Here is a 24,910-nt window from a genome sequence, read left to right on the forward strand (position 1 = left end):
TTAGCCTAGCCAGTCGAGCGTCAGTATCAACCGCCGCTCACCGGACGCAAGCTGTGGCGACCGGTGAATAAGGCCAAAGCCTTCGTTGCCGTGCCATTTCTCGCCTTTGAGCAGCGCGACGTCGCCGCTGGCGATCTGCTCGATCAGCGGACCGTCCTGAGGCTCGGCCTCGGGCTTGCTCAATTGACGGCGGTCCATCACGCCTTCTTTCAACCACTGACTGCCAATCCCGGCGTAGGTGGTTATTAACCGTACCGGCACGTGATCGACGTGGAAGCGCGGGCACATGGCCTTGTCCAGGACCCGCAGGCGCAGGCCGATACGCTTGGCGCCCAGCAAACAGGCGAAAGCACTGACCAACCAGGAGACGTCGGCGACGAAACCCTCGTAACCTTCGAGATCGCTGAAACCCGAGGCCAATCCGTGAAGATTGGGTTCGGTGTCATCACTGGGCAGGTCCAGAACCAGCGACTCGGCCAACGGCTCGTTCAGGGACAGCAGCAAACTCCCGAAATCAAAAATGTGTGCCGGCAGTTGGCGCTGCCAAACGGCGAGATTTATGCCGTCATCCAATATTCGGGTGAGTGCTTGCGGCGTCTCACCTTGAACCTGATGAATGATCGGCCGCGGTGTCAGGCGGGGTGCCAACATCAGGCTGCCGCCTCTTCATGCCACGGGCCGAATGGATCTGGCAGTAATCGCCAGCCCTCGACACCCAACGCCATTTCATCATCGGTCAGCAGGCAGTTGTCGAGTTCGGCAGTGAGTTGCGCGAAGTCGATGTTCTGGCCGATGAACACCAGTTCCTGACGGCAATCGCCGGTGGCTGCGGTCCAGTTTTCCATGATCCCGGCCGTGCTTTCTTCGTCCTGCGGCCACTGCGATTTCGGCACGAAACGCCACCAGCGTCCGGCGAATCCATGGCGCATCAAACCGCCGGCCTGGGACCAGCTAGCGGCGTCCATGTGTTTGCTGGCCAGCCAGAAAAACCCTTTGGAACGCAGCAGTTTGCCGTTCACCCACGGGCGATCGATAAAACTGAAAAAGCGCTGAGGATGAAACGGTCGGCGTGCTCGGTAGGCCGTCGAAGCGATGCCGTATTCGTCGGTTTCGGGCACATGTTCGCCACGTAATTCCTGTAACCAGCCCGGCGCCTGAGCGGCCTTGTCGAAATCGAAACGACCGGTATTCAGGATTTTCTCCAAGGGAATCTCGCCCATGACCATCGGGATGATTTCTGCCTGGGCATTGAGCCGCTCAAGGATCGCGATCAGCTCCTGGCGTTCACTGCTACTGATCAAGTCGATTTTGCTGATCAGAATCACGTCGGCGAATTCGATCTGCTCGATCAACAGGTCGGTGATCGAGCGTTCGTCCTCCTCGCCCAGCGTTTCGCCACGAGAAGCGAGGCTTTCGGCGGCCTGATAGTCGAGCAGAAAATTCATGCCATCAACTACCGTGACCATGGTGTCGAGCCGGGCGATGTCAGCCAGACTCTGCCCTTCTTCATCCCGGAAGGTGAAGGTTTCCGCCACGGGAAGCGGCTCGGAAATGCCGGTGGATTCGATCAACAAATAATCAAAGCGACCCTCCTTGGCAAGTTTGCTCACCTCTTCCAGCAAGTCTTCGCGCAAGGTGCAGCAGATGCAGCCATTGCTCATCTCCACCAGTTTTTCTTGCGCACGATTCAGGGTGACATTGCGCTGGACTTCACCGCCATCAATGTTGATTTCGCTCATATCATTGACGATCACAGCGACGCGCAGGTTGTCGCGATTGCGCAGCACGTAGTTGAGAAGCGTGCTTTTGCCAGCGCCGAGAAAGCCCGACAGGACGGTCACGGGGAGACGATTGGGCATCAGGTATTCCTCACAGAGATGCCCGGTCGCAGTGTCGGGCTTAACTTGATGTTATAGTATAACAACACAATCAAGCCACTCTCCTCTTGCCCACGATGACAAAGGGCTCGATGTTCAAGCCCGTCCGCGCCGTGAGAAATCCTATGCGTGTAGCCCTGAAAATAACGCTGATGAGCGTTTCGCTGCTGGTCGCCGTTGACGCCTGGGCGCAAATCCCGAGCCTGGCCAAATGCACCCGAAGCGCCAATCTGCTGGCCTGCGTGGATGGCGACGGCAACGCCTACAGCGTCAACACCGTCGGTAGTACGATCTATTTGCGGGGCTTCGAAGCGGCCGGAAAGCGCCACTGGGCGCAGACCAACAGTCGCTATGGACAACTCACGTTTTTCACTGGGCTCGCTTCCGATGGCGAAGCCTGGGTCGGCTACAACCGCCGCGTCGGCTGGACCACCATCAATCGGTTTTCCAGTTCTGGTGGCAGCAGTGGCAAGTTCACTTGTAGCCGAATTGCAGGGTGTTAGGTCTGGGACTTTTTCTGCTCCTGCAGCCAAGCGATGTAAGTGTTCACCGGCGGATTTTTCTGGAAGTAGCGCTGTAATCCTTCGAACAAACCATCGGCTACGGCCTGCTGGTGGCGCGATGGTCGCGTTCATCGACATGTCGAGAATCACCCCGGCGGTATCGAGTCCTTGTCTTTGAGTTGAGCAGGTTGGTGTCACCTAGCAGGTCCGCGCCGTTATCCCGTTGCGCCATGAAGCGCGCCGTGGCGGAAGTCGCTCCACCTTCAGATTAAGTACCAGTCGATGGCCTTGGCCGTCCTGCGGTGGCAGCAAAAAACTGGCGAGCTGCACCGGACCGCTGAGGTCGAGGACGATCCGCGTATCACCCTGACCAAATTGCCGGGAACGGATCGAGCGAATCACCGTGTTGCTAAGCGCCAACTGACTGAGGTTGCCATTCAGATTGGCGCCACTCACATCGATGATCAGCCGTTCGGGGGCGCTCAGGGAAAACGCCTGATGAAAGCCCGTTCATAAAAAAGGCATGGTTGATTTTAATGTAATAACATAACATATTGAATCGACTCCCACGATGGACCTGCCCATGAATGCGCTGATTCTGCCGGATATTGCCGCGCAGGCCTCACGCCAAGCCCTGCCACTCGATTGGGTGGGCATGTGCGGCATTGCTCTTCCTGTTTTATTCGATGGCCAACGACTGAGTGCAAAGGCCGACGCGGGCGTCAGCCTTGATGATGGAGAGGCGCGCGGGATTCATATGTCGCGGCTGTATTTGACGCTGGAAATGCTTGAGCAAGAAAACCTGACGCCCGTCTTGTTGCGGCGAGTTTTGCAAAGCTTTCTCAACACTCATGAAGGACTGTCCACTAGCGCGTACTTAAAAATTCACACCGATTTACTGCTCAAAAGACCGGCGCTAATCAGTCCATTGGCCGGCTGGAAAACGTATCCAGTGAGCATCGAAGCACGTTTGAAAAACGCGATGTTCCACGTGGAACTAAAAATCGACGTGCCTTATTCCTCGACCTGCCCGTGTTCAGCGGCGCTTTCCCGACAGTTGATTCAGCAGCAGTTTGTCGACGACTTCGCCAACCAGCCGCTGCAACACGCCGATGTATTGGCTTGGCTCGGCTCTACAAAAGGCATCATCGCAACGCCTCACAGCCAACGGAGCAATGCGAAATTACGGCTTCGACTGGATGACTATCTGGATGACTTGCCGTTGATCGCAATCATCAACGACGCCGAAGCGGCCCTCGGCACCGCCGTACAAACCGCCGTAAAACGCGCCGACGAACAAGCCTTCGCCCTGGCAAACGGTCAGAACCTGATGTTCTGCGAAGACGCCGCACGACGTCTGAACCTGGCCCTCAAACGCTCCCCCGGCATCAACGCCTTCCACATACGAGTCATCCACGCCGAAAGCCTCCACGCACACGACGCGGTCGCCGAAACCCGCTGGAATTGGGAGGCCGCATGATTCATTGCCAAAGCTTACGATGGGGCGCGCCGGGGCAACCGCTCACGCCACCCGTAGATTTTGAATTACCCAAGGGCAGCCTGACCGCTGTTATAGGTGCGAATGGCTCCGGTAAAAGCAGCCTGCTGAAAGTTATCGCGGGTTTACAAAAACCGCTGATCGGCAAAGTCGTACTGGATGTTCCACGCAAGGGCGGCCTCTCGTTCCTTCCACAGCAACAACACCTGGATCGCCAATTTCCCATCAGCTTACAAGAGCTAGTGGCCGCCGGTTTCTGGGGCAGCACGCAGTCTGCAGAAATACGCAGCCAACGCCTCAAAGCCGTGCTGGCAAGCTGGTGTTTGACCGGTCTGGAGCAGCGCCCATTGATGGCCTTGTCCGGCGGCGAATTACAGCGTGCCCTGCTCGCCCGTTTGAGTCTCGCGCGAGCGCCATTGCTGTTGCTCGACGAACCCCACGCCGCCCTCGACGAACTCGGTCAGGTGCTGCTTTGGAAACACATCCACGCCTGGCATGCAGAAGGCCAGACTCTGGTGATCGTGTGTCATGACCTGGCCGCCGTTCGCCAACACATTCCTCAAACGTTGCTGATCAAAAGCACCGGCTGCGTCCTCGGATCGAGCATTGATCTGATCCATCAACAACCGCAAGCGCGGGTGGCCTGATGCTCGCTGCCGTTCATCTTTGGCAACCGTTCCACGAGTTCGTGTTCATGCGCCGAGCGCTTCTTGGTGGATTGGTCCTGGCGTGCAGCACGGCACCGCTCGGTGTGTTTCTGATCCTGCGACGCATGAGCCTGATCGGTGACGCGGTGGCGCACGGTATCTTGCCCGGCGCTGCATTGGGCTTTTGGTTCGCAGGTTTGAGTCTGCCCGCGCTGACCATCGGCGGGCTCGGCGCAGGCCTCAGCATGGCCGGACTCGCCGCCTGGATCACCCGGCGAACCGGCCTGCGGGAAGACGCTAGCCTCGCCGCGATCTACCCGATTTCACTGGCCAGCGGCGTGCTGATCCTCGGCATCGCCGGCAAACGCCTGGACCTGATGCACCTGTTGTTTGGCTCGGCGCTGGCGGTCGATGGCCCGACGTTGACAGGCATGCTCTGGGTCTCCGGCTTCAGCCTGATCGCCATGGCATTCATCTACAAACCCCTATTGCTGGACACCCTCGACCCACTCTTTCTACAAACCGTCAGCCGCCTCGGACCACTGGCCCACAGTGTGTTTCTGATGTTGGTGGTGCTGAACCTGGTGATCGGTTTCCAGGCCATTGGCGCGCTGATGGTGGTCGGCTTGATGATGTTGCCCGCCGCCGCGTCGCGCTTCTGGAGTCGTCGCTTGCCGATGTTAATGGCCATCGCCGCCCTGCTCGGCTGCCTCTCGGTGTGGGTCGGCTTATTGCTGTCGTTCTACTACTCGCTGCCCAGTGGCCCGGCGATCGTGCTGGTGGCCGGCGGTTTGTATCTGCTGTCCGTGGTGTTCGGACCGGTGCACGGTTTACTGCGCCGCCCGCCTTTGCTCACATCCCAATGAGGTGTTACCCGATGCGCGCTTTACTCGTGCTGTTCAGTTTGATGCTGTCGATGTCGCTGTCTGCTGCGGAAAAACTTCAGGTAGTCACCAGTTTCAGTATCCTCGCCGACATGACCCATCAAGTCGGCGGCGACCATATCCAGATCACCAACATGGTCGGCCCGGACGCCGATGCTCACACTTACGAGCCGACGCCTGACGACGCCAAGGCGTTGCTTAAAGCCAAACTCATCATCAAAAACGGCCTGGGTTTCGAGCCATGGCTGGACCGTCTGGTGACGAGCACCGAGACCAAAGCGCCTGTGATCAGCGCGAGTCACGGCGTCATCCCGCGCTCCCTGGATGAGGGCGGCGAGAGGGTTCCCGACCCACACGCCTGGCACAACCTGGCGAACACTGAGCTGTACATCAGCAACATCACCAAGACACTGATCGCCGCCGACCCGGCCAACAAAGCCAACTATGAACGCAACAGTCAGGCCTACCTGAAACAGATCTACGCGCTACTTGCTGAAGCCAAGGCAAAACTCGGCTCGATACCACCGGGTAATCGCACAATCGTGACGTCCCATGACGCCTTTGGTTATCTCGGTCAGGCTTATGGCATCGACTTCATGGCGCCTCAAGGCCTGTCCACTGAGCGCGAACCGTCAGCCGCCGAAGTCGCTGCCCTGATCACCCAGATACGCCAGGCCAAGGTCAAAGCGGTGTTCATGGAAAACATCAAAGATGCACGCCTGCTCAAGCAGATTGCCGATGAAAGCGGCGCGCACATCGGTGGCACGTTGTACTCCGATGCGCTCGCGGCGACCGGGCCGGCCAGCACCTTTGTCGGGTTGTTCGAGTACAACCTCAATACCCTGTACAACGCGTTGATCCAGCCATGATCCGCAAGAACCCTTCGGGTGATTTGCCAGTGATAGCGGAGTCCGCCTACGTGGATAAAACTGCAATCATCTGCGGCAAAGTGGTGATCGGCGAGAACGTCTTCGTCGGTCCTTACGCGGTGATTCGGGCCGACGAGGTGGATGCCTCAGGCGAGATGGAGCCGATCACCATCGGCGCCAACTCGAACATCCAGGATGGCGTGGTGATCCATTCCAAGTCCGGAGCGGCAGTGACCATCGGCGAGTTCAGTTCGATCGCCCACCGCTCGATCGTTCATGGTCCGTGCAAGGTTGGCGACCGGGTGTTTATCGGGTTCAACAGCGTGCTGTTCAACTGTGCAGTCGGTGATGGCTGCGTGGTGCGCCATAACTCGGTGGTCGACGGTCGCGATTTGCCTGAAGACTTCTATGTGCCCTCCACCACCCGCATCGGCCCGAAGACAGATCTATCGCAATTCCCACCGGTGAGCGTCAGCGCCTCGGAGTTTTCCGAGGACGTGGCGCGTACCAACGTCGACCTGGTGCGCGGCTACAAAGCCCTGCAGAACGAGTTCTGACCATGAGCAGCGTGCTGATTCGCAATGCCCGGCTGGTGAATGAAGGTCGCGAGTTTGACGGTGACCTGTTGGTGAGCAACGGTCGAATCGTGAAGATCGCCAGCAGCATCCACGGTGAAAATGCCGACGTGGAAACTGATGCACAAGGGCAATGGCTGCTGCCCGGCATGATCGACGACCAAGTGCACTTCCGCGACCCAGGCTCGCCGGACAAGGGCAGCCTCTACACCGAATCCCGGGCTGCGGTCGCCGGCGGCATCACCAGCTTCATGGACATGCCCAACACCAACCCGGCGACCCTGACCCTCAGCGCACTGGCTGACAAAAAGCGGAAAGCGGCGATCAACTCGGTCGCCAATTACGCCTTTCATTTTGGCGTGAGCAACGACAATCTCGACACCGTCGCCAGGCTCGATCCCTGTGAAGTCGCTGGCGTCAAAGTGTTCATGGGCGCTTCGACCGGCAACATGCTGGTCGATGACCCAAAGATTCTGGAGCGGTTATTCGCCGAGGTGCCCACCATTTTGTTGGCCCACTGCGAACACACGCCCAGCATCGACGCCAACGCCGCGAACCTGCATGAATTGTTCGGCGAACACATTCCTGCTGCGGCCCACCCGCTGATCCGCAACGCCGAGGCCTGCTTTCGCTCCTCCTCAATGGCCGTGGACCTGGCCAGGCGTCACGGCACCCGACTGCATGTCCTGCACCTGACCACCGCCCGCGAACTGGCGTTATTCGAAGACAAGCCACTCGCCCAGAAACGCATCAGCGCCGAAGTCTGCCTGCATCACCTGCTGTTCGATGATCGGGATTACCCGAGCCTCGGCAACCTGATCAAGTGCAACCCGGCGATCAAAACCCAGGCGGACCGCGATGCCTTGCGCGAAGCACTGCTGAGCCATCGGCTCGACGTGATCGGCAGTGATCACGCGCCACACACCTGGGCCGAAAAACAGCGTCCGTACAGCCAGGCGCCTGCCGGCTTACCGTTGGTACAACATGCCCTGCCCGCGCTGCTGGAATTGGTCGCAGATGAAGTTCTGCCGATCACCACGCTCGTGGCCAAGACCAGTCATCGCGTCGCCGATCTGTTCGCCATTCCCGACCGCGGTTATCTGCGCGAAGGCTATTGGGCCGACCTCGTTCTGATCAAACCCGAACCCGGCGGTGTCGCCGTTTCCCAGCAGCCGATCCTGTCTCAATGCGGCTGGACACCTTTTGCCCGACAGCGTTTTCGCCACAGCGTCAGTACGACGATTGTGTCGGGGCAAATTGCCTGGCACGAAAAACGTCTTAATGACAACTGTAAGGGTTTACCGCTACGGTTTATGCGCTAGCACTGGAGAGCACCGACATGATTCACATCACCCTGAGCGATGGTTCATTGCGTGAATACGACCAGCCATTGTCGGCGTACGAGCTCGCCGCGAGTATCGGACCCGGGCTGGCAAAAGCGGCAGTCGCAGGTCGGGTGAACGGCATCTTGGTGGACTGTGAGTTCATGATCGAGGCCGATGCTCGGGTCAGTATCGTCACGCCTCAAGAGCCCGATGGGCTGGAGATCCTGCGACGCTCCTGTGCACTGATGCTGGCCATGGCCCTCAAGCAACTCCATCCACAGGTGCAACTGCACGCAGGAATGGCGCTGGGCGACGGGTTCTTTCATGAGTTTTCTGCCGAGAGATCCCTAACGCAGGCAGATCTGCCACTGATCGAAGCGCGCATGCAGGCTCTGGCGGCGACCAATCACTCGATTCGCCGTCAAGGGAAGACGCAGCTGTACCGCTTGGGGAACTTCGAGTGTACGACAGTCGGCCCGCATGTCCCCGCGACCAGAGTGCTGCAAGCGTTCACCCTCGACCACATCAGCGGGACGTTGCAGCAGCGGATTTATGGTACGTGCTGGCCCTGCCAACAGGAGCTGGAAAACTGGCGGACGCCGCCACACGTCATCATCGTCAGCATGGACGAACGTCAGGCGGATTACGCGCAATCGGTGACCGAGGCATTGCGCCGAAGTGGCGTGCGCGCCCGCGCGGATCTGCGTCACGAGAAAGTCCGTCAAAAAATTCGCGAGCACAGTCAGCATGTGCCGTATCTGGTGGTGGTCGGGGAGAAAGAAAAGGAAGGCGGGTTTGTCAGCGTGCGGAGTAGCACAGGGGAAGACTTCGGGAGGATGGCGGTTGAGACAGTGTGTGAGTGGTTGAATCAAGCTCGCCCCCACATGGCCATGTAGGGAGCGAACCTGCTAGCGAAGCCTTTAAGCTCTCGGCTTAACGGTCCCGCAATCCTGCCCCAACCATACGGCGCGGCTTTCGAGGCTGCCCTTCTGCTGAATGCCGGTGGCATTGAAAGTGCCGTTAACCTTGGTGGTGAACTCACGATCACTGAGGAAAGTGGCGACACCGGTGCCCTGCGCTTTCGGACAACTGAAGCGGAACTTCCACTGGTTGCCGGTGCGATCAGTGACTTCCTGCTTGCAGCCCGATTGTGGATCGGTCAGAGGAATGTCATCAGTCTTCACCTGTTCCGGTGTCAAACAAGCCCGAATCCCTTTACCGCCCATGGTGATGCCCTGTTTCTCCAGCTGCGCGCGCTGTTCAGGGGTTATCTGGCTCTGTATCTGGCCGAGGATCAGCTGCAAGTCCGGGAGATTCTGGTCATCGACCTTCATGTTGCTTGTGGTCAATTCCCACAAACCGGGCTGCAGCATCTGCGCCTGAGCGGCCACCGGAAGTGACAAACCAACAGCCATGGCCAAACCCAGAAGACGAACGTTCATCGAGTAACTCCTGATCAGTAGTGGCCGTTAGACGTCAGCCAGTGGCTTCGGTTCAGGGGCCAATTAAATAGCGACATTCTGCACGGAACATGGTCTGTTAAGCATTGAATATTCAGGAGCAAGGCTGCCCCATGGATTACTTTGGACAACATATTTTCGGCTACACGATTGCACTGCTACACACGCTGGGCCTGATCGCTGCCATCCACGCCGTGCTCACCGTGCGCACCGCCCAGGGATCGATCGCCTGGGCCCTGTCGTTGCTGTTTATTCCCTACCTCACGCTCATCCCCTATCTGGTCTTCGGCCGCAGCACCTTCGATGGCTACATCAAGGCTCGGCGCGAGGCCAACGAAGAAATGCGCAAGGCTATCTCCGATTTGAACTGGCGCCCTTGGGTAGAAGAGGCGCTGACCGCTCGCGCCTCGAATGCTTATGCGTCCTTGAGGGCGATGCCGAAACTTGGGCGCATGCCCTGTTTGGCGAACAACGAAGTGCGCTTGCTGATTAACGGCCAGGCCACCTTCGACGCCATTTTTGAAGCCATCAGCAACGCGAGGGAGGCGGTGCTGATTCAGTTTTTCATTATCCACGACGATCGTCTCGGCCAACGCCTGCAAACCTTGCTGCTGAAGAAAGCCGCCGAAGGCGTGGCGGTTTATTTATTGTACGACCGCATCGGCAGCCACTCCCTGCCTCACAGTTACGTGCAGCCGTTGCGCGATGCTGGCGTCGAGGTCAAAGCCTTTGCGTCCCGCAGCGGCTGGCTCAACCGCTTCCAGGTCAACTTCCGCAACCACCGCAAGATTGTGGTGGTTGATGGAATATTGGGCTTCGTGGGTGGACACAATGTTGGCGACGAATACATGGGCGAGAAACCACCCCTGGCGCCGTGGCGCGATACCCATGTGCAAGTACAAGGGCCGGTGGTGGCCTGCATGCAAGAGTCTTTCGCCGAAGACTGGTTCTGGGCAGCGCGGTCGTTACCCCCGCTGATCCTGCCTGATGTTTATCCGGACGACGGAGTGCTCTGCCAATTGCTGGCGAGCGGCCCGGCAGATTCCTACGAAACCTGTTCGTTATTCTTCGTCGAAGCCATCCATGCGGCGACCGAACGGGTGTGGATCACCAGCCCTTATTTCATCCCCGACGAAGCCGTGTTCGCTGCGTTAAGGCTGGCGGCTATGCGTGGCATAGATGTGCGGCTGCTGCTGCCCTCGCGACCGGACCACCGGATCGTCTACGCCGCCTCCAGCCTTTATGCCTTCGAGGCCGTGCGCGCTGGCGTGCGGGTATTCCGCTACGAGCCTGGATTCCTGCATCAGAAAGTGGTGTTGATCGACAGTGAAATCAGCGCCATTGGCAGTGCCAATCTGGACAACCGCTCGTTCCGGCTGAATTTTGAAGTGATGTTGTTGACGGTCGACAGCGCGTTTGCCGCCGAAGTAGAACAGATGCTCATTGATGACTTCGCCCAAGCCCACGAGATCGCCAAAGAAGAAAGCCAGGAGACCCGCCGCCTGCAACAGGTCGGCATGCGGATCGCCCGGCTTATTTCACCGATTCTTTAAGGTGTATAGATATCGTCGCGAGTCCATGGCAGTTCATGGCTGCCATCGGGGTGGGCTTTCACCGCGAGAATCTGATGCAGATTGATCCAGCCCTTGGCGAACGCGTAAGCGCATCCCGCCAGGTACAGCCGCCAGATCCGTAAGGCCTGCTCAGGCACCAGCCGGGAAGCAGCTTCCAGATTGTCTTCCAGGCGTTCGCTCCAGTGGTCCAGGGTACGCGCGTAGTGCAGGCGCAGACTCTCGACGTCGACGATCTCCAGCCCTGCTTCGCTGATCTCGGCAGAGATCATCGACAGATGCGGCAGCTCGCCATTGGGGAACACATACTTCTCGATGAATTCACCGAAACCGCGCCCCACTGGACGGCCATCGATGTGCTTGGCGGTGATCCCGTGGTTCATCACCAGGCCGCCCTCTTTCACCGCACCGAACAAGGTTTTGCAGTACTCGGCCAGGTTGGCGTGGCCAACGTGTTCGAACATGCCGACACTGACCACTTTGTCGAACCGACCGTCCTGAGGCAAGTCGCGGTAGTCGAGCAGTTGCAGTTCGACCAGATCGTCCAGGCCTTCGGCCGTCACGCGCTCACGGGCAAGTTCCAATTGCTCTTTACTGAGTGTGATCCCGAACACCTTCGCGCCACACTCCCGCGCGGCATACCGTGCCAGTCCGCCCCAGCCGCAACCGACATCCAGCAGGTATTCGCCTGGTTGCAGCCGCAGTTTGCGGCACAGGTGGCGGAATTTGGCTTGTTGGGCTTGCTCCAGCGTTTCACTGCCGGTCTCGAAATAAGCGCAGGAATACGCCATGTCGCTGTCGAGCCACAGCTGATAAAACGCGTTGGAAAGGTCGTAGTGGTAGGAAATCGCCTTGGCGTCGGTCTCCTTGTCGTGAGCAGTGCGCACTGGCTGACTATCCTGGTCTCCGAGCAGCGCCTGGCTCCATTCATCACAGACGCGAATCACCTCGCTAATGGAACCTTCCAGCTCAAGTTTGCCTTCGACAAACGCCGCTCCGAGCGCGTCCAGGCTTGGATGAGTCAACTGGGTAACCATTTGTGGGTCCTTGACCACAATTGTGACGCTGGGCGTCGGCCCCAGGTTGAATTCATGGCCGTCCCAGAGCCGCAGGCGTAACGGTAACTGCAGATTCTGTAAGGCCGGTGGAAGGTGCGCGAGCATGGAGAGTCCCCTTGTTTCAGACGTCTGATGTGAGGGTAGACCATCCTGTAAAAATAGCTGGCTATCGATTTAATAGCCGTTTCTATGATTCGTAGCGTTCGAACCAAACGCCGCGAATTCACAAAAGTGATTGCCCTCACCTAGATGACTACGAATTCGGCCTACAGTTCTGAAAATTGGAAATCGCCCGTGATCGCTGTTTAGAGCATTCACCAGGCGTACTCAATCCCCATCCTTCAGTTTGAGCAATGGCTCCTGAAACCGCAGTAGACGCCCGGCGTTACCCAGTACCAGCAATGTGCTGAGGTTGTGCAGCAAGGCAGCAATCATCGCCCCCGCAGCGCCGAGCCAGCCAAATGCAGCGAAGGCTACAATCGCCAACGTCCAGCCCAAACCAATGATCACGTTAACCTGCAACGTCTGCCGACATTGGCGACTCAACCGAACACACGTGCCGAGCCGACGCAGATCGCTACCGATCAACACGATATCGGCCGAGGCCAGCGCGATGTCCGCACCGCCCGCTCCCATGGCCACGCCGACCACACCCGCTTTGAGCGCCAATGAATCGTTTATGCCATCGCCTACCACCATCGGCCGGAAACCACTGCCGATTTCCTTCAGCACGCGATTGAGTTTGTCCTCGGGCAAGGCCTGAGCTTCGACATCGCTGATCCCGACATCGCGGGCCAGCGTGTGCGCAACGCTTTGCCGATCACCCGTGAGCAGCAACTGCCTCCCCAACCCCAGTTCACGCAGCTCGCTCAACGCAAATCGAGCCTCGGGTTTGACGCTGTCGGCCAGCAACAGCCAGGCGAGGAATTCACCGTTGAGCGCTAGCCCGGCAATCGGGCCATCGTGGTCGGGGACACTCGAAGTAGCGATACCCAATTGCGCGAACAGCTCCGGGCGACCAAGCGCCGCTTCGCCCTGCTCCGTCATCGCCACCACGCCCAGCCCCTGACGCTCGTGGATGTCAGAGAGCAGCAGAAAATGTTCCTGAGTGACTAACCCGGCGAGCGCGCGGCTGACCGGGTGACTGCTGGCGGAGCCGAGGCTGGCGGCAAGTTTGAGAACGTGACTGCGATCCTCGAGCGGACTGTCGATGGACTGCAAACGCAAGGTGCCAAAGGTCAGGGTCCCGGTCTTGTCGACCACCAGTGAAGTCAGATCTGCCAACTCTTCGAGGAACGCGGAGCTGCGAATCAGAATCCCGTGACGAGCGGCCACCGCCACGCCGGCAATCGCCGTGGCCGGCGCGGACAACACCAATGCACAAGGACAGGCCGCCACCAACACCGCGAGCATGGCCTGAGCATCGTTAGTGACGAACCAGGTCACGGCGGCCAGCAGCAACACCAGCACCATGTAGCTGCCAGCGTAACGTTCCAGCAAACGCGTGATCGGTGGCTTGGAGCGCTCGGCGCTTTGCATCAGTGCGATGACTTTGCCGAGGGTCGACTCATTGCCGGTGCGGGTCACTTCGATGCGCAGCAGACCGTCGAGGTTGATCGCGCCGCCGAAGACTTGCATACCGACGTCCGCCTCCATCGGCACCGATTCACCGGTAATCGAAGCGGTGTCCAGGCTCGCCTGACCGGACAACACCCGACCATCCGCCGGCACTCGATCACCCGCGCGCACCTCGACGAGGTCGCCGGCCTTGAGTGTGCCGTTATCGACTTCGACGATGGAGCCATCGGCCTGAACCTTGCGCGCGTGGCTGCGAGTCAGTTTGCCGAGGGCGCGAATCGCCTCCTGGGAGCCGATCACGCTGCGCTCTTCCAACACGTGGCCGAAGATCATGATGATCGGCAGCAACGCCGCGGTCAGTAGATCACCCGTGGCCCACGCCCCCAGCATGGCCAAGGCGATCAATTGATCAGTGATCCCGTGCAGGCTCGGATAACGCAGGCTGTACCAGGCTGAACGCATCACTGGCACGGCCACCAATAACGACGCAAAGCCCAGCAGCAATTGACTGACGCCAGTCTGCTCCGGCGACATCCAGCGCCAGGTCAAACCGAGCGCGAGCAAGCCAAGTGCGAGCATGGCCAGCGTCAATTGCCGGGCGGCGCTGCGTTGTTCAGCCGAGGACAACAGGCTCGGTGCGGCGGCGGTTTGGGCAGTCATTGTGCAGCTCCCTGAATGATCAGGCGGGAATCGTCTTTAGGGTTGACCGTGGTCACCGAGCCAGCCTGACCGAGAATCTTCGGCACCCGCTCGCGGTAGATACGCAGCAACATTTGCGGGTCGGTGCCCTGTTGCTGTGCCTTGGCCAGACTCAACACGGTGGCCGTGTCTGTCGAGGCTTTGGCTAGGCGTTCACTCGCTTGGGCATGAGCGATTTGAAGCGTACGATCGGCTTGTTCGTTGGCGGTCTGAGTCAGTTTCTCGGCTTCAGTGCGAGCGTTGGCCACGACTTTGTCGGCTTGCTGACTGGCGGTCAGAACCGCGTTGAAGGCGTTGACCGCTGGGCCAGGCAGACTCGATTGCACGTCGACCCGCGCCACTTCTATGCCTATCCCCTGCCCGGTCGCGGTGAGTTCCGCCAGGCGCTGATTGATGCCTTGTACCAGATCACCGCGCAACCGTTCGCGGCGTTCGGCAGCCTGGCTATCGGCGCCCATCAGCTCCGGCCGAGCAACCAGAATAGTGTCCAGATCGCGTGCGGCGGTGAGGGCCACCGCGCTGCGAGTGACCAATCGATCCAACGCCGGCAACACATGTTCGCCTTGAAGGACGAAGGCATACGGCTCGGTAACTTTGTAGAAAACCCGCACATCCAGTTGCACCACGCCCGCGTCACCGGTGAGCAAGTAACCGGAGCCGGCGAGTGCATCACTGATCGGTGTGGCGAAACTCGCCACCCGGTCTGCCTGCAACGCTGCATCGGTGCGCAGCAGGTTTTCCACCCGACGCTCAATCACCCGATCTGCTGCGGGCAACAAAATCACCTGCTCAAACGGACGGGGCCACGCCAATAAAAGACCGGCATTTTGAATTCGGTCCAACGCGCCGAAGTGCAAAACCACAGCGCGATTTTGCGGATCGATCTGCCGCACGTTGGAAAACGCCCACGCCAAAGCGGCGAGCACGGTAACGGCGTAAAGCGCCAAAAAAGCCAATCGCCCGGCCTGAATCCAGGGACTGCTCAACTCATTTGTTCCACGTGGAACTAATTTCATGGCTGCGACCCGGACTTGTTATCGAGGGTCGGCGGACCGTCAACCAACACCCGGAACGGCGCAGCGTCGGTGCGCAGAATCAGTTTTGTGCCGGGCGTGACGATCGTGCCCAACGTGTCGAGGGAGCGCAGCAAGTTGTAGAGCTGCGGCGAACCGGCGTAAGCGCGGCCGTAAATTTGCGCGGCTTCGACGCGTGATTGTGCTTCGATATCCGCCGCTTTTACCGTGGCGTCGGCCTGCAAGATTCGCGCGTCACGCTCGGCAGCGGAACGGATTTGCGCCGCTTCACGCTTGCCGATAGCCGTGCGTTCGGTGGCGATTGTTTCACGCTCGGCGCGCATCCGATCAACCGTAGCCGTGAGGGTTACCGATGGCAAGGTCAGACGCTCGATGCCAACTTGCAGCACCCGCACACCATAAGTCGTGAGCAACTGCTGATCGATTTGCTGACGCAGCTGCGCTTCAAAATCTGCGATGTGAACCTGGCTGGCGTCGGTGTTCACCAGGTTAGCCAGATCAAAGCTGCTGGCCGTAGTTTCCAGTGCAGAGCCAACAAACGTGCGAATCTGCCGCGCCGCTTCGTCCGGCTGATTCTGTACGGCACGCATGAAGCGTTGCACGTTGTCCGGATCGCCCTGAACCTGCCAGGCCACGTAAGCCTGAACGATGATGCGTAAACCATCCCGCGTACCCACGTCCTGCAAACCGCTGGACGTGGTGCGCAGCCGCAGATCCACTGGAATCGCCGCTTCAAAAGGAGCAGGCCAACGCCAGCCGAGCCCCGGCTCCAGCAATACCCGCGACGGATTACCGAAACGCGTGATCACCGTGGCCTCCCCCGAGCGCACTTGCACCAGGCTCGCTGCCGCGATGGCGAACGCCACCAGCAACGCCGCCCAGCCCATTCGCCGCCACGGGAACGGGCCCGCTTCTTGTGGATCACCGTGGTGGTGATGGTGATGTCCGTGGTGATGCCCGGCATGGCCGTGATCGTGGCCAGTGTGGTCATCGTGATCGTGAGTGTGCGACTGGCTCAATTGGCAGCTCCTGGCTGAGCGGTCTTACGCGGCGGCGCGGGGTCAGCCGGCAGCGTGAATGTACGGAGGTCGATGGTCGGCGCGTTACTGCTGCCGCCCAGACGATGATCGAGCACCAGCAACCTGGCATTGGCCAATCCCTGGGACAGTTGGCTGAAGTACTGCTCCAGCACGAAGGCCTGGCCGGCGCTGGCGTAAGCCTTTTGCTCGGCGCCGAATCTCAGGTCCGCCGCCTGGGCAGTGGCGTTGATTTCACGAGCGCTGGCCGTCGCTTGATCGCGAGCGATGCTGGCCTGCAGTTGCGCCTGATTGGTGGCCTCCGCCGCCGCACCGCGCTCGCGGGAAATCAATGCCTGGGCGCCAATCTGCGCAGCCTGCACACCGTGATAGGCATTGGCGGCACCGGCCGGCGGATGAATTGCCTCGACCACCGTGGCGAGAATTTCCACGCCGCTGTCGAGTTTCTGCAAGTCAGCCTGCACCGCCCGACCAATCTCTTCGGCGAGCCCTACCCTGTCCTCGCCAAGCAACCCGTCGAGGGTTCGCGAAGCGAAGTCATGAACCAGAATCCGGCTGGCGGTGCTGCGGATCAGTGTCGGGACGTCGGCGTTGTTGTAGGTCGCGGCCAACGCCGCTTGATCGCTCAGGCCGATGCGATAGACGAAACGCACGTCCATGTTGACGACCTGAAAGCTTTGTTTGTCGGCCCGGCTGCTGGCAATGACCTGGGATTTGTCGTTCACATGGCTGGCGTCCCACAAGCGATTGGCAATGGCGGGCGCCGGACCTTCGGCGGGTTCGGCCACGACCGGCGCCGGTGTTTCGCCAACACTGGTGGCCAACTCGTGGACCACACCGTTCTCGACGCTCAACACTCGGCCCAGAGGCCAGGGCAAACCCGCGTGTAAACCAGGACCGAACACTTCCACCGGTTTACCGAAACGCTCATAGATGCCCCGCCCTTGCAGCGGTATTTCGTGAATGCCGGTCAGCGACCAACCCACAATCGAGACCACGGCCAGCACCGGTAGAAATGCGCGACGCATGTAGGTAAAGGCCCAGATCTGCCGCAGGTCGATGCCGAAACGGTTGTGCAACTCGTGCTGCAACGCCAGCAAAGGTTGCGGCGGCCAGCGCAGCATGTCGGCGACGAAGCTTCGCGCCAACAAGGCAGGTTCGAGTTGTTCGCGTTGCGGACTGAACAACGACAGCATGGCGCGCAACAGTAGTTCGGCGGCGACGAGCCCCGGCAGCAGGCCAATCAGTACTGCCAGACGCGCCGGCCAGACCGAGGTTTCGCTCCCCAACAACAGGCACAAAGCGCCGACCACCAGGCAAATGATCGCCACCCGTGTCAGCTGCGCCAACGACCCCGCTTCGGGCCATTGGGCGACGTTTTCCTGGGCCAGTTGACGTTCCAGCACCAGCAAACCAAAGGCCAGCAACAACGATAGCGCAGCACCGACACTGGCCGACAATCCCAGTGCGGTCGGCGGCAACGCCAGGTTCCAGACCTGTCCTATGGTGAATAGCGTCAACAGCGACCAGCCGCCAAGCCACAGTGTCGGCGGGCCAATCTGCACCAGCATTCGCAACCATCGCTGACTGATCCGATCGAGCAGACGTTCGTACCAGCCAACCGGGGCGACGACATCATCTGCAACGAGCTCCTGCACTACGGGGTTCATCGCTCGCGCACGCCATTGTGTCCCCCACCAAGCCGATTGCAAACCAGCGACCAGCACCAGCAAACCGGCGCTCTGATTAACCAGCAACGCTGGCCAGAGCGACTGCGGCGCAAACAGCCCCACAAAAAACGCCAGCAGCCAACCTGACGCCGCAAGAGCGCCCAGACCGATTGCGAACTGACGCAATCGTCGCCCCTGAAAAACCGCTTGCTGAAAACGCGGCAGTCCGGCTACTTGCGTCCCATCGACATCGAGATCGACTTGCATACCACTCCAGTGTTTATCGTTGCTCACATCACAATTCGTTACGATATAACGAAAGCCGTGAAATTTCCGTTCTTAAATGCGCAATCTGAAGGCGCTCAACCTGTCGCTTGGCTGAAGCCTTTACCGAAATGCTGTTGAACGCGAATATTACGTTCGTAAGAAATACACGCATTTTCAGAAACGGCCTACATAAGTAGCTACCTCCTCTGCCTTAAACTCCCCCCCATTCTGACAACAAGGAGTGAGCTCATGGCGAGTCATAGCTATATGACTATTACCGGTAAAAAGCAGGGTCTGATTTCTTCCGGCTGCTCCAGCCAAGACTCTATCGGTAACAAATGCCAGTTTGGGCATGAAGACGAAATCATGGTGTTGGCTTACGCCCATAGCATGTTAACGGGCAGTGATGGCAGTACGTCAGGCGGGCGAGGCAAACATATGCCTATTGCCATTACCAAAAACATTGATAAATCTTCGCCACTGCTAGCCAGCGCTCTGGCTGAGGGTGAAGAAGTTGAATGCAAGATTGATTTTTATCGCACGTCTCCTGCCGGTGGCCAGGATAAATATTATTCAGTGAAAATAACGGGCGGTCGTATTGCTAATGTAAGTCTTCAGATCCCGCACGCTATCCATATGTCCGACACGGAGCCGCAAGAGCTGGTGTCCATTCGTTATCGAGATATCAGTTGGACGCACATCCAAGCGGGTACAAGTGCCTATAGCACGTGGGGGAACGAAGATGAATGAGACGTCATGTGATATCCATGACGTCACCAAAGCCGCTGCGGACCTGGTTGCATTAGGCTGCACAGTAGGCGCTACACATTTTCATGACGGTATTACGCAGCTGCAATTCAATTCGATGATTTCTTCTTATGCCAACGAAGTTATCAAAACCGTTGATGAAGGGCTCATCACTGCATGGGAGGGAGTCCAATCGATAACAAACGAATATGCAGAGCTAACTTCCAAGGCGATTTTTTATGCTCAAAATGGCATAGGTGTTGTCGCTGGCACCATGCAAGTTGAGGTCGGTGTGGCGGTTACCGTAGGCTCAGGTGGGTGGGCCGCGCCATTGGGTGGAGTGTTTATTGCGCATGGCGCCAATAATATCTATGAAGGCTTTGGCAATATTTATAACGGCCCTGAAACACCTGGCGTGCAGGGGCCTGTGCGGCGCGTTTATCAAGACGCTTTGGGAGGCAAGTACGAGGGAGATATGCTCTATGGTTCTATGGACTTATTATTGTCTGGTGTTGGTGTTTTTAGACTAGTACGCAAACCGGACTCAGTGCAGCTCTTCAGACATGACCCGATAAACCATGAAAGGGCGTACATACAAACAGGGAAAGTAGCTTTATTTTTCGAGGCGCTTGTTGACTACATCACATTAAATTCAATGCTTTCTAAAGAAAAATCCGAATAGACACAAGACGCTATGCCGCCTTTTAAATCAAATTACGCCACGTAATTTTTTGACTAAAAAACGAAACCAGAAAAAGCAGAGAAGACCATAAGTAACTATATAAGCAATGTGCAAAATCATGCCTTCCATTGGTATGAAATATTTTATTACCCACACAATAACTACCGCGTAAAGACCATTGGTCCCAAGAACCAAAAGAAGCACTGCAAAATAGTAACGGATATTTTCAAAATTCATGATTAAAGAGTTTCACACATATAAAACACAAGGCTAGTTTATCCACTAGGATTAATCAATTCCCTTTTAAGTTTCAACCGCTGCGTAGTATTGGGTCAATCCGTCTTCGCGATCTACTGCGGTAAATGCTCGAGCGGCAACGCCCCCGGCGTCTTCACCGTATGAATCGCAAAGTTGCTGCGGATATCACTCACACCCGGCAATTTCAGCAAACGTCCCGTGAGAAAACGGTCATAGGCGCGCAAGTCCGGCACCACCACTTGCAGCAGAAAATCCGATTCCCCTGACACCAGAAACGCCGAAATCACCTCGGGTAGTGCCGTCACGGCCAGGCGAAAGGCTTCGGCCTGCTCGTCGTTGTGCCGTTCGACCTTGACCCCAACAAACACCGTCAGCCCGAGCCCTACTTCGTCGCGATCCAGATTGGCCTGGTAACCGCGTATCACCCCGGCTTCTTCGAGCATCCGTACCCGGCGCAAACACGGCGAAGCGGACAGGCCGATCTCGTCAGCCAGTTGCACATTGCTCAGGCGACCGTCCCGCTGCAGGGCTGCGAGAATCTTGCGGTCGTAGGCGTCCAGTTTCATGGTTTGGTAGATCCTGATTGTTTATATGCAATTCAGTGGCAGGTTATGCCAACCAGATGCATTTTAGAAGCGAACTACGCAACCACCTACCCTGCCCTTCAGCCCTAGACTGGCCGTACCGAATCGACAACGAATGGGGTGCGACGTGGCAGGACTCTGGCTGTTTTTCATGGCGCTGGCGGTGGTCTATCTGTTGCCGGGCCCGGACATGATCCTGCTGTTGCAAACCGGTGCCCGTCAGGGCAAAGGCGCGGCGCTGGCCACAGCGGTGGGTCTGGGCATTGCCCGAGGCTGCCATGTGGCGTTGGCGGCGTTGGGGCTGGCGGCACTGTTCAAGGCAGCACCCTGGACTTTCGACGTGGTGCGCCTGGCCGGGGCCGCGTACTTGCTATGGATCGGCATTCAATGCCTGCGAACCACAATGCTGCCGAGTTTGAACGGAGTAGACGCCGTTACCGAGAAACCTCGCTGGCGCGAAGCGATCCAAAGAGGTTTGCTGACCAACCTGCTCAATCCCAAAGCACTGCTGTTCTGCTCAGTGCTGCTGCCGCAGTTCATTGATCCACACGCCGGGCCGGTGCTCGCGCAATTTGCGACACTGGGTGTGGTGTTGGTCGGTGTCGGTTTGTTGTTTGACAGCGCTTACGCACTCACCGGCGCAGCGTTGGGCCGTTGGCTGCAACGCAGTCCTTCAGCCCAGCGCCTGCAGCAGTGGCTGTTTGGCAGCCTGTTGATCGGCTTCGCCGTGCGGCTGACCTTTGTGCAACAGGCTTAAACCTTACCGCGCCTTACGTCGGCGGCGGTTGATCAGCAACAGCGCCGCTACCGTGGCCGCGATCACACCGCCAATCAGCAACGTTTTTTTGTAGGGCCGTAGCTGCGAGTACGCGGCGTCGGTCACTTGGGTCACATAGCGCTTGTCGGCGCTCTGAAAGTCCGGGTCCTGGCATTGATGACCAAAATCGCCGGCCCAGACCACATACGGGCCTTCCTTGACATAACGACGGTAGAACGTGCTTTGCTCTTGCACGCTGGTGCCCCACGACGAAGCTTTGCATAGCACCGAAGCAAACGCCTGACTGCTGTGGGGCAGATGATCAGCGGCTTTGCTCGCCAGCGCCGTGGCGACAAAACGGTAATGGAAACGCTCATCTGGTTGCGCCACCGTGGCTTGCTGGCGCTGCACTTCACCCTCGGCCATCAGCGGTCCGACCTTGAGCACGGGCGCTTCCAGACTGTAATTGCCACCGAAGGTCGCGTAATCCGGGGACATCTCGTAGCCCAACAGCTCTATTCCGTCGAAACGGGCCACTGTCGCGGCATGGTAGTAAGCGAATGCCCGTTTGGTCGGCCACCATTTTGATTCGGCTTCGTTGCGCAACTGCCCGTACCACTTGGCCCTGGCCTGCAAGTCGACGTTATCGAAGTAGGCTGGCGCTTCGTCGTATCGCTCTTCGCGCAGCAAGCGCCGCCCAAGCACATTGCGCAATTTCGCCGCCACCGGCAACTGCACATAGTTATGGCGATCCTCCTGAGTCAGAGGTGGCGGCGCCGGCACCTGAGTGTCGACGTATTGCTTGAGCTCATCGACAGTCAACACGCGCTCGGCGACCGTCGCGGCGTCGGGCCAGTAAATGCCGTTGCTGCGATAGAGCTGATCGAACGCTTGCAGGTAGTCCCCACGTTGAAGGGCGAGGATCGCGCTTTCACCCTCAACCCGGCACTTGGGCTGAAGCGTTTCGAAGTCCCAGTCTGGCGTGCGCCGCTCACCCCAGGATTCATTCTGCGGGAAGGCCTGAGCAGCCTTGGCATACGCCGCGGCAGCCGCATTTTTATCGCCATCGCGCACTGCCAGTTTGGCCCGCAGCCACCACGCCAGTCCGCCATCACCGGCGTGTTCGAGGAAGGCCTTGGCGTTCGCGTAGTTGCCCTGTTGATAATTCACCGCCGCCAGGCGATCAGCGTTATCGAGGCTGCCGCGGGTGCTGTTTTGCAGCAGTTTGATCAGTTTCAATTCGTTCGGCGGTTGATCACCGAATGACCAGCCCAGTCGGCTGATCAAGGACGCCGTTACCAGTTGCTGCACCGGTTTGCCGTTGAGCAAAGCGGCCAGTTGATCCTCCGGCAGCGCCGTCAGATCGGCCATCAATAGTTTCAGAGAGGTGTAACCCACCGCCGAACCCTGGAGGTTTTGCGTGGCGTAGAGTTCGATGGCGCTGTTCCAGTCGCCGGTCGTGCGGGCGACGCGGGCCTCTTCGCCAAGACTGGCGACACCCAATTCCAATGGGTCACTGAAGCCGTCGATGCTTAACTGACGGGTCTGTTCGAAGGCCTTTCGAGATTGAGCCAACAGGTCGGGGCCAGCGTCCGCTTCCGAGCTCATGGCAAACAGCGCCCGGCCTAACGAGTAAGCAGCCCAAGTGCTGCGCAACGCCCGTTGATTCGCCGGCAATGCCAACACCTTCTGGAAGTACTCGGCTGCCAGCCCAAATTCACCGGCATTGAATGACACAGCGCCGGCCAGATAAAGCGTGAGCTCAGCCGGCAGGCTCGCGCCCTGAATCTCGACCTGATGCGCATCGGTCAGGCTGCGCAGTTGTTTGACCAGCACCTGCTGTTCAGCCGTCAAACCGGCCTGCTCAGCCTTATCCCGCTGTTCTACATAGTCGGGCGCATCCATGCTATAGGCGGTTTCGGTGACGTTCTTCAGCCCGGCGACCGCACGCCCGAGGCGACTGATTTCAAATCTGAAGTTACCTTCCGGCAGCTCCGCCAGCGACTGGCCGCGGTTGTCCAGCAGACGCATCGGGAAGTCCGGCCCACAGGCCAGCGCCGAACCCAGCGGCAGACTGAGGCTCAGACAAAGCAGATGACGCGGCCAGTTACGGGTAAACATTCGAACCTCCTTGATCAATATGTGCGCAACGAGCCCAACCAATGGCCCGCTGCTCGCCGGCCGGTATTCGACCGTCGCGCAGGCGGGTGAAGGTAAGCAGATCCGGACGCTGTTGCAACGCATAACCAGCCAGCGCATCAGCTCCATCACAGCTTTGCACCGCGAGGGTCAGGGCTTCGGGCCAGGCGCTGTCGAGGTTGCCTTGATTGCTGAGGCTGATGTTATACAGGCCTTCTTGCTCAGAAAATTTCAGCGCCAGGTGACTGTCGAGGGCATTGCCACGAGCTACGGCGCCCAGGGTCGTCATGCTCCAGGCCCGGCGATCGTTGGCCAGCGGCAGACGAAACCAGATCAAGCCCGCCAGATGAGCCGGTGGATCATTGCGCAACTCGGTCCCGAGCCGACTCAGTTGCTGCGGATCGGCGAGCAACTCCCGGCGTTTGCCGCCCCGTTCGATGGGCACTTCGCTTTCCACTACCGGCGCACCGCCGCCCGGCAACAACGCCACACCATAGGCCGGCAGCGCCAGATAGAACGGTTTCGAAGTGATGCGGCTCCAGGCCTTGGTCCATTTACGAGCCTGATCCGGGCCGAACAAGCCAAGACGCGGATCGCTCACCGCGTGCACCTGCAATACGCTGCTGTCGACTGTGGATAACAGCGCCGGCAACTCGGGACTGTCGAGCCAGGCCGGCAACGCGGTGATGCTCAGCGGAATAGAGACCGGCAGCACCGTGCGCAAATGCGTGAGGAATTCCCGATAGGCCGCAAGCCGGGCATTGCCCGCATCGTGGTCGATTTCCACGCCGGAAAGAGTCAGCCCCTGCCTTTGCCAATCGCCGAGCACCTGCTGGATCTGCGCGGTGACTTCGTCCTGATCCAGCGACCTGAGTTGGCCATCAAGACGAATCACCGCGATCAGCGGCCGACCATCCCGTTTGAGCAGCGCCGGGTCAATCCGCGCCCGGCTCCAACCCGCCTCAGGGAATGCCTGCAAGGCCAGCACCCGCAGGGTGGAAAAGTCAGCGCGGCTGTCCCTCAGCGCCGCTTCGTGGGCCGGCGTCCATTGTCGTTGCCAGACGTAGAGTTGCTGATCGAGCGGTGGCGCGTCCTGTCGTTCGCAACCGTTGAGCAACGCCACCGCGACAATCAAGGCCGACAGACGAGCGAAAAAATACATAACCGAATCTGATCCTTTGTCGCAGCGGC

General features: G+C 58.8%; 23 protein-coding genes and 1 pseudogene. 12 read left to right on the top strand and 12 right to left on the bottom strand.

From position 1 onward, the window contains the following. Together ACYZTU_RS00970 and zigA are read right to left on the bottom strand one after the other, a co-directional pair. Positions 1 to 651, bottom strand: a complete 651-nt coding sequence (locus ACYZTU_RS00970) for a DUF1826 domain-containing protein (protein WP_461967378.1) — start codon at positions 649 to 651, stop codon at positions 1 to 3. After that, positions 651 to 1,859 carry a zinc metallochaperone GTPase ZigA gene (zigA, locus tag ACYZTU_RS00975; RefSeq protein ID WP_461967380.1) on the bottom strand — a complete coding sequence of 403 codons (1,209 nt, stop codon included), beginning with the start codon at positions 1,857 to 1,859 and terminating at the stop codon, positions 651 to 653. The genes ACYZTU_RS00970 and zigA overlap by 1 nt, the downstream gene beginning before the upstream one ends. A 143-nt stretch (positions 1,860 to 2,002) precedes the next feature. Here zigA and ACYZTU_RS00980 point away from each other — a divergent pair, with 143 nt between their 5' ends. Beyond that, a complete protein-coding gene (locus tag ACYZTU_RS00980; protein WP_461967382.1) occupies positions 2,003 to 2,380 on the top strand; it encodes a glutamine synthetase in 378 nt (125 codons plus the stop codon). Here the strand turns inward: ACYZTU_RS00980 and ACYZTU_RS00985 are convergent. Beyond that, a pseudogene (locus ACYZTU_RS00985) lies at positions 2,377 to 2,881 on the bottom strand (AMIN domain-containing protein); the annotation flags it as partial. The gene ACYZTU_RS00980 and the pseudogene ACYZTU_RS00985 sit on opposite strands and share 4 nt — an antisense overlap. 82 nt (positions 2,882 to 2,963) lie before the next feature. Between ACYZTU_RS00985 and folE2 the strand changes: the two are divergent. From folE2 to ACYZTU_RS01020, 7 genes are read left to right on the top strand one after another with little or no spacing between them, the layout of a single operon-like run. Beyond that, entirely contained in the window at positions 2,964 to 3,860 is an 897-nt protein-coding gene (gene folE2, locus ACYZTU_RS00990) for a GTP cyclohydrolase FolE2 (RefSeq protein ID WP_461967384.1), read from the top strand. Further along, positions 3,857 to 4,525 carry a metal ABC transporter ATP-binding protein gene (locus tag ACYZTU_RS00995; protein ID WP_461967386.1) on the top strand — a complete coding sequence of 223 codons (669 nt, stop codon included), beginning with the start codon at positions 3,857 to 3,859 and terminating at the stop codon, positions 4,523 to 4,525. Before folE2 ends, ACYZTU_RS00995 begins: the two co-directional genes overlap by 4 nt. After that, complete coding sequence (locus ACYZTU_RS01000; protein ID WP_461967388.1) at positions 4,525 to 5,391, top strand: metal ABC transporter permease; 867 nt, start codon at positions 4,525 to 4,527, stop codon at positions 5,389 to 5,391. The genes ACYZTU_RS00995 and ACYZTU_RS01000 overlap by 1 nt, the downstream gene beginning before the upstream one ends. An 11-nt stretch (positions 5,392 to 5,402) precedes the next feature. Then, positions 5,403 to 6,278 carry a metal ABC transporter substrate-binding protein gene (locus tag ACYZTU_RS01005; protein WP_461967390.1) on the top strand — a complete coding sequence of 292 codons (876 nt, stop codon included), beginning with the start codon at positions 5,403 to 5,405 and terminating at the stop codon, positions 6,276 to 6,278. Beyond that, the gene (locus tag ACYZTU_RS01010) at positions 6,275 to 6,835 is read left to right on the top strand and encodes a gamma carbonic anhydrase family protein (RefSeq protein ID WP_056738548.1); all 561 of its coding nucleotides are present in this window, start codon (positions 6,275 to 6,277) and stop codon (positions 6,833 to 6,835) included. Before ACYZTU_RS01005 ends, ACYZTU_RS01010 begins: the two co-directional genes overlap by 4 nt. A gap of 2 nt (positions 6,836 to 6,837) precedes the next feature. After that, positions 6,838 to 8,175, top strand: coding sequence for a dihydroorotase (locus ACYZTU_RS01015; protein ID WP_461967392.1), 1,338 nt, complete (start codon positions 6,838 to 6,840; stop codon positions 8,173 to 8,175). Between the two features lie 17 nt (positions 8,176 to 8,192). Further along, on the top strand, positions 8,193 to 9,074 hold the full coding sequence (locus tag ACYZTU_RS01020; RefSeq protein WP_461967394.1) for a His/Gly/Thr/Pro-type tRNA ligase C-terminal domain-containing protein: 882 nt from the start codon (positions 8,193 to 8,195) through the stop codon (positions 9,072 to 9,074). A 24-nt stretch (positions 9,075 to 9,098) separates the two neighbouring features. Here ACYZTU_RS01020 and ACYZTU_RS01025 read toward each other — a convergent pair whose 3' ends face one another. Beyond that, positions 9,099 to 9,620 (bottom strand): DUF3617 domain-containing protein, encoded by a 522-nt coding sequence (locus ACYZTU_RS01025; protein WP_461967396.1) that lies wholly within the window; start codon positions 9,618 to 9,620, stop codon positions 9,099 to 9,101. Between the two features lie 131 nt (positions 9,621 to 9,751). On the opposite strand from ACYZTU_RS01025, the gene cls reads away from it, so the two are divergent. Then, positions 9,752 to 11,191 (top strand): cardiolipin synthase, encoded by a 1,440-nt coding sequence (cls, locus tag ACYZTU_RS01030; RefSeq protein ID WP_461967398.1) that lies wholly within the window; start codon positions 9,752 to 9,754, stop codon positions 11,189 to 11,191. Here cls and cfaB read toward each other — a convergent pair. The 5 genes from cfaB to hflK (ACYZTU_RS01055) all read right to left on the bottom strand — a co-directional run bounded on the left by cfaB (position 11,188) and on the right by hflK (ACYZTU_RS01055) (position 18,552). Next, on the bottom strand, positions 11,188 to 12,372 hold the full coding sequence (gene cfaB / locus ACYZTU_RS01035; RefSeq protein WP_461967400.1) for a C17 cyclopropane fatty acid synthase CfaB: 1,185 nt from the start codon (positions 12,370 to 12,372) through the stop codon (positions 11,188 to 11,190). The genes cls and cfaB overlap by 4 nt on opposite strands. Positions 12,373 to 12,594: 222 nt before the next feature. After that, positions 12,595 to 14,505: a cation-translocating P-type ATPase gene (locus ACYZTU_RS01040; protein ID WP_461967402.1), complete on the bottom strand. Its 1,911-nt coding sequence runs from the start codon at positions 14,503 to 14,505 to the stop codon at positions 12,595 to 12,597. Next, positions 14,502 to 15,560, bottom strand: a complete 1,059-nt coding sequence (gene hflK / locus ACYZTU_RS01045) for a protease modulator HflK (protein WP_461967404.1) — start codon at positions 15,558 to 15,560, stop codon at positions 14,502 to 14,504. The genes ACYZTU_RS01040 and hflK (ACYZTU_RS01045) overlap by 4 nt, the downstream gene beginning before the upstream one ends. Next, entirely contained in the window at positions 15,557 to 16,597 is a 1,041-nt protein-coding gene (hflC, locus tag ACYZTU_RS01050) for a protease modulator HflC (RefSeq protein ID WP_461967406.1), read from the bottom strand. The genes hflK (ACYZTU_RS01045) and hflC overlap by 4 nt, the downstream gene beginning before the upstream one ends. Continuing rightward, on the bottom strand, positions 16,594 to 18,552 hold the full coding sequence (gene hflK / locus ACYZTU_RS01055) for a protease modulator HflK (RefSeq protein WP_461971198.1): 1,959 nt from the start codon (positions 18,550 to 18,552) through the stop codon (positions 16,594 to 16,596). Before hflK (ACYZTU_RS01055) ends, hflC begins: the two co-directional genes overlap by 4 nt. Positions 18,553 to 18,801: 249 nt before the next feature. Here hflK (ACYZTU_RS01055) and ACYZTU_RS01060 point away from each other — a divergent pair, with 249 nt between their 5' ends. After that, positions 18,802 to 19,302 carry an Hcp family type VI secretion system effector gene (locus tag ACYZTU_RS01060; protein WP_461967408.1) on the top strand — a complete coding sequence of 167 codons (501 nt, stop codon included), beginning with the start codon at positions 18,802 to 18,804 and terminating at the stop codon, positions 19,300 to 19,302. Then, positions 19,295 to 19,981, top strand: a complete 687-nt coding sequence (locus tag ACYZTU_RS01065; protein WP_461967409.1) for a DUF4225 domain-containing protein — start codon at positions 19,295 to 19,297, stop codon at positions 19,979 to 19,981. Before ACYZTU_RS01060 ends, ACYZTU_RS01065 begins: the two co-directional genes overlap by 8 nt. 350 nt (positions 19,982 to 20,331) lie before the next feature. On the opposite strand, the gene ACYZTU_RS01070 is transcribed toward ACYZTU_RS01065, so the two are convergent. Beyond that, positions 20,332 to 20,805, bottom strand: coding sequence for an Lrp/AsnC family transcriptional regulator (locus ACYZTU_RS01070; protein ID WP_347803289.1), 474 nt, complete (start codon positions 20,803 to 20,805; stop codon positions 20,332 to 20,334). A 145-nt stretch (positions 20,806 to 20,950) separates the two neighbouring features. On the opposite strand from ACYZTU_RS01070, the gene ACYZTU_RS01075 reads away from it, so the two are divergent. After that, complete coding sequence (locus tag ACYZTU_RS01075; protein WP_461967411.1) at positions 20,951 to 21,580, top strand: LysE family translocator; 630 nt, start codon at positions 20,951 to 20,953, stop codon at positions 21,578 to 21,580. Positions 21,581 to 21,583: 3 nt separating this feature from the next. Here the strand turns inward: ACYZTU_RS01075 and ACYZTU_RS01080 are convergent, their stop codons facing one another. Continuing rightward, positions 21,584 to 23,701, bottom strand: coding sequence for a hypothetical protein (locus ACYZTU_RS01080; protein WP_461967413.1), 2,118 nt, complete (start codon positions 23,699 to 23,701; stop codon positions 21,584 to 21,586). Then, positions 23,688 to 24,881, bottom strand: coding sequence for a DUF3142 domain-containing protein (locus ACYZTU_RS01085; RefSeq protein WP_461967415.1), 1,194 nt, complete (start codon positions 24,879 to 24,881; stop codon positions 23,688 to 23,690). Before ACYZTU_RS01085 ends, ACYZTU_RS01080 begins: the two co-directional genes overlap by 14 nt. Positions 24,882 to 24,910 lie beyond the last annotated feature (29 nt).

The organism is Pseudomonas sp. HLT2-19-2 (genome assembly GCF_054898005.1).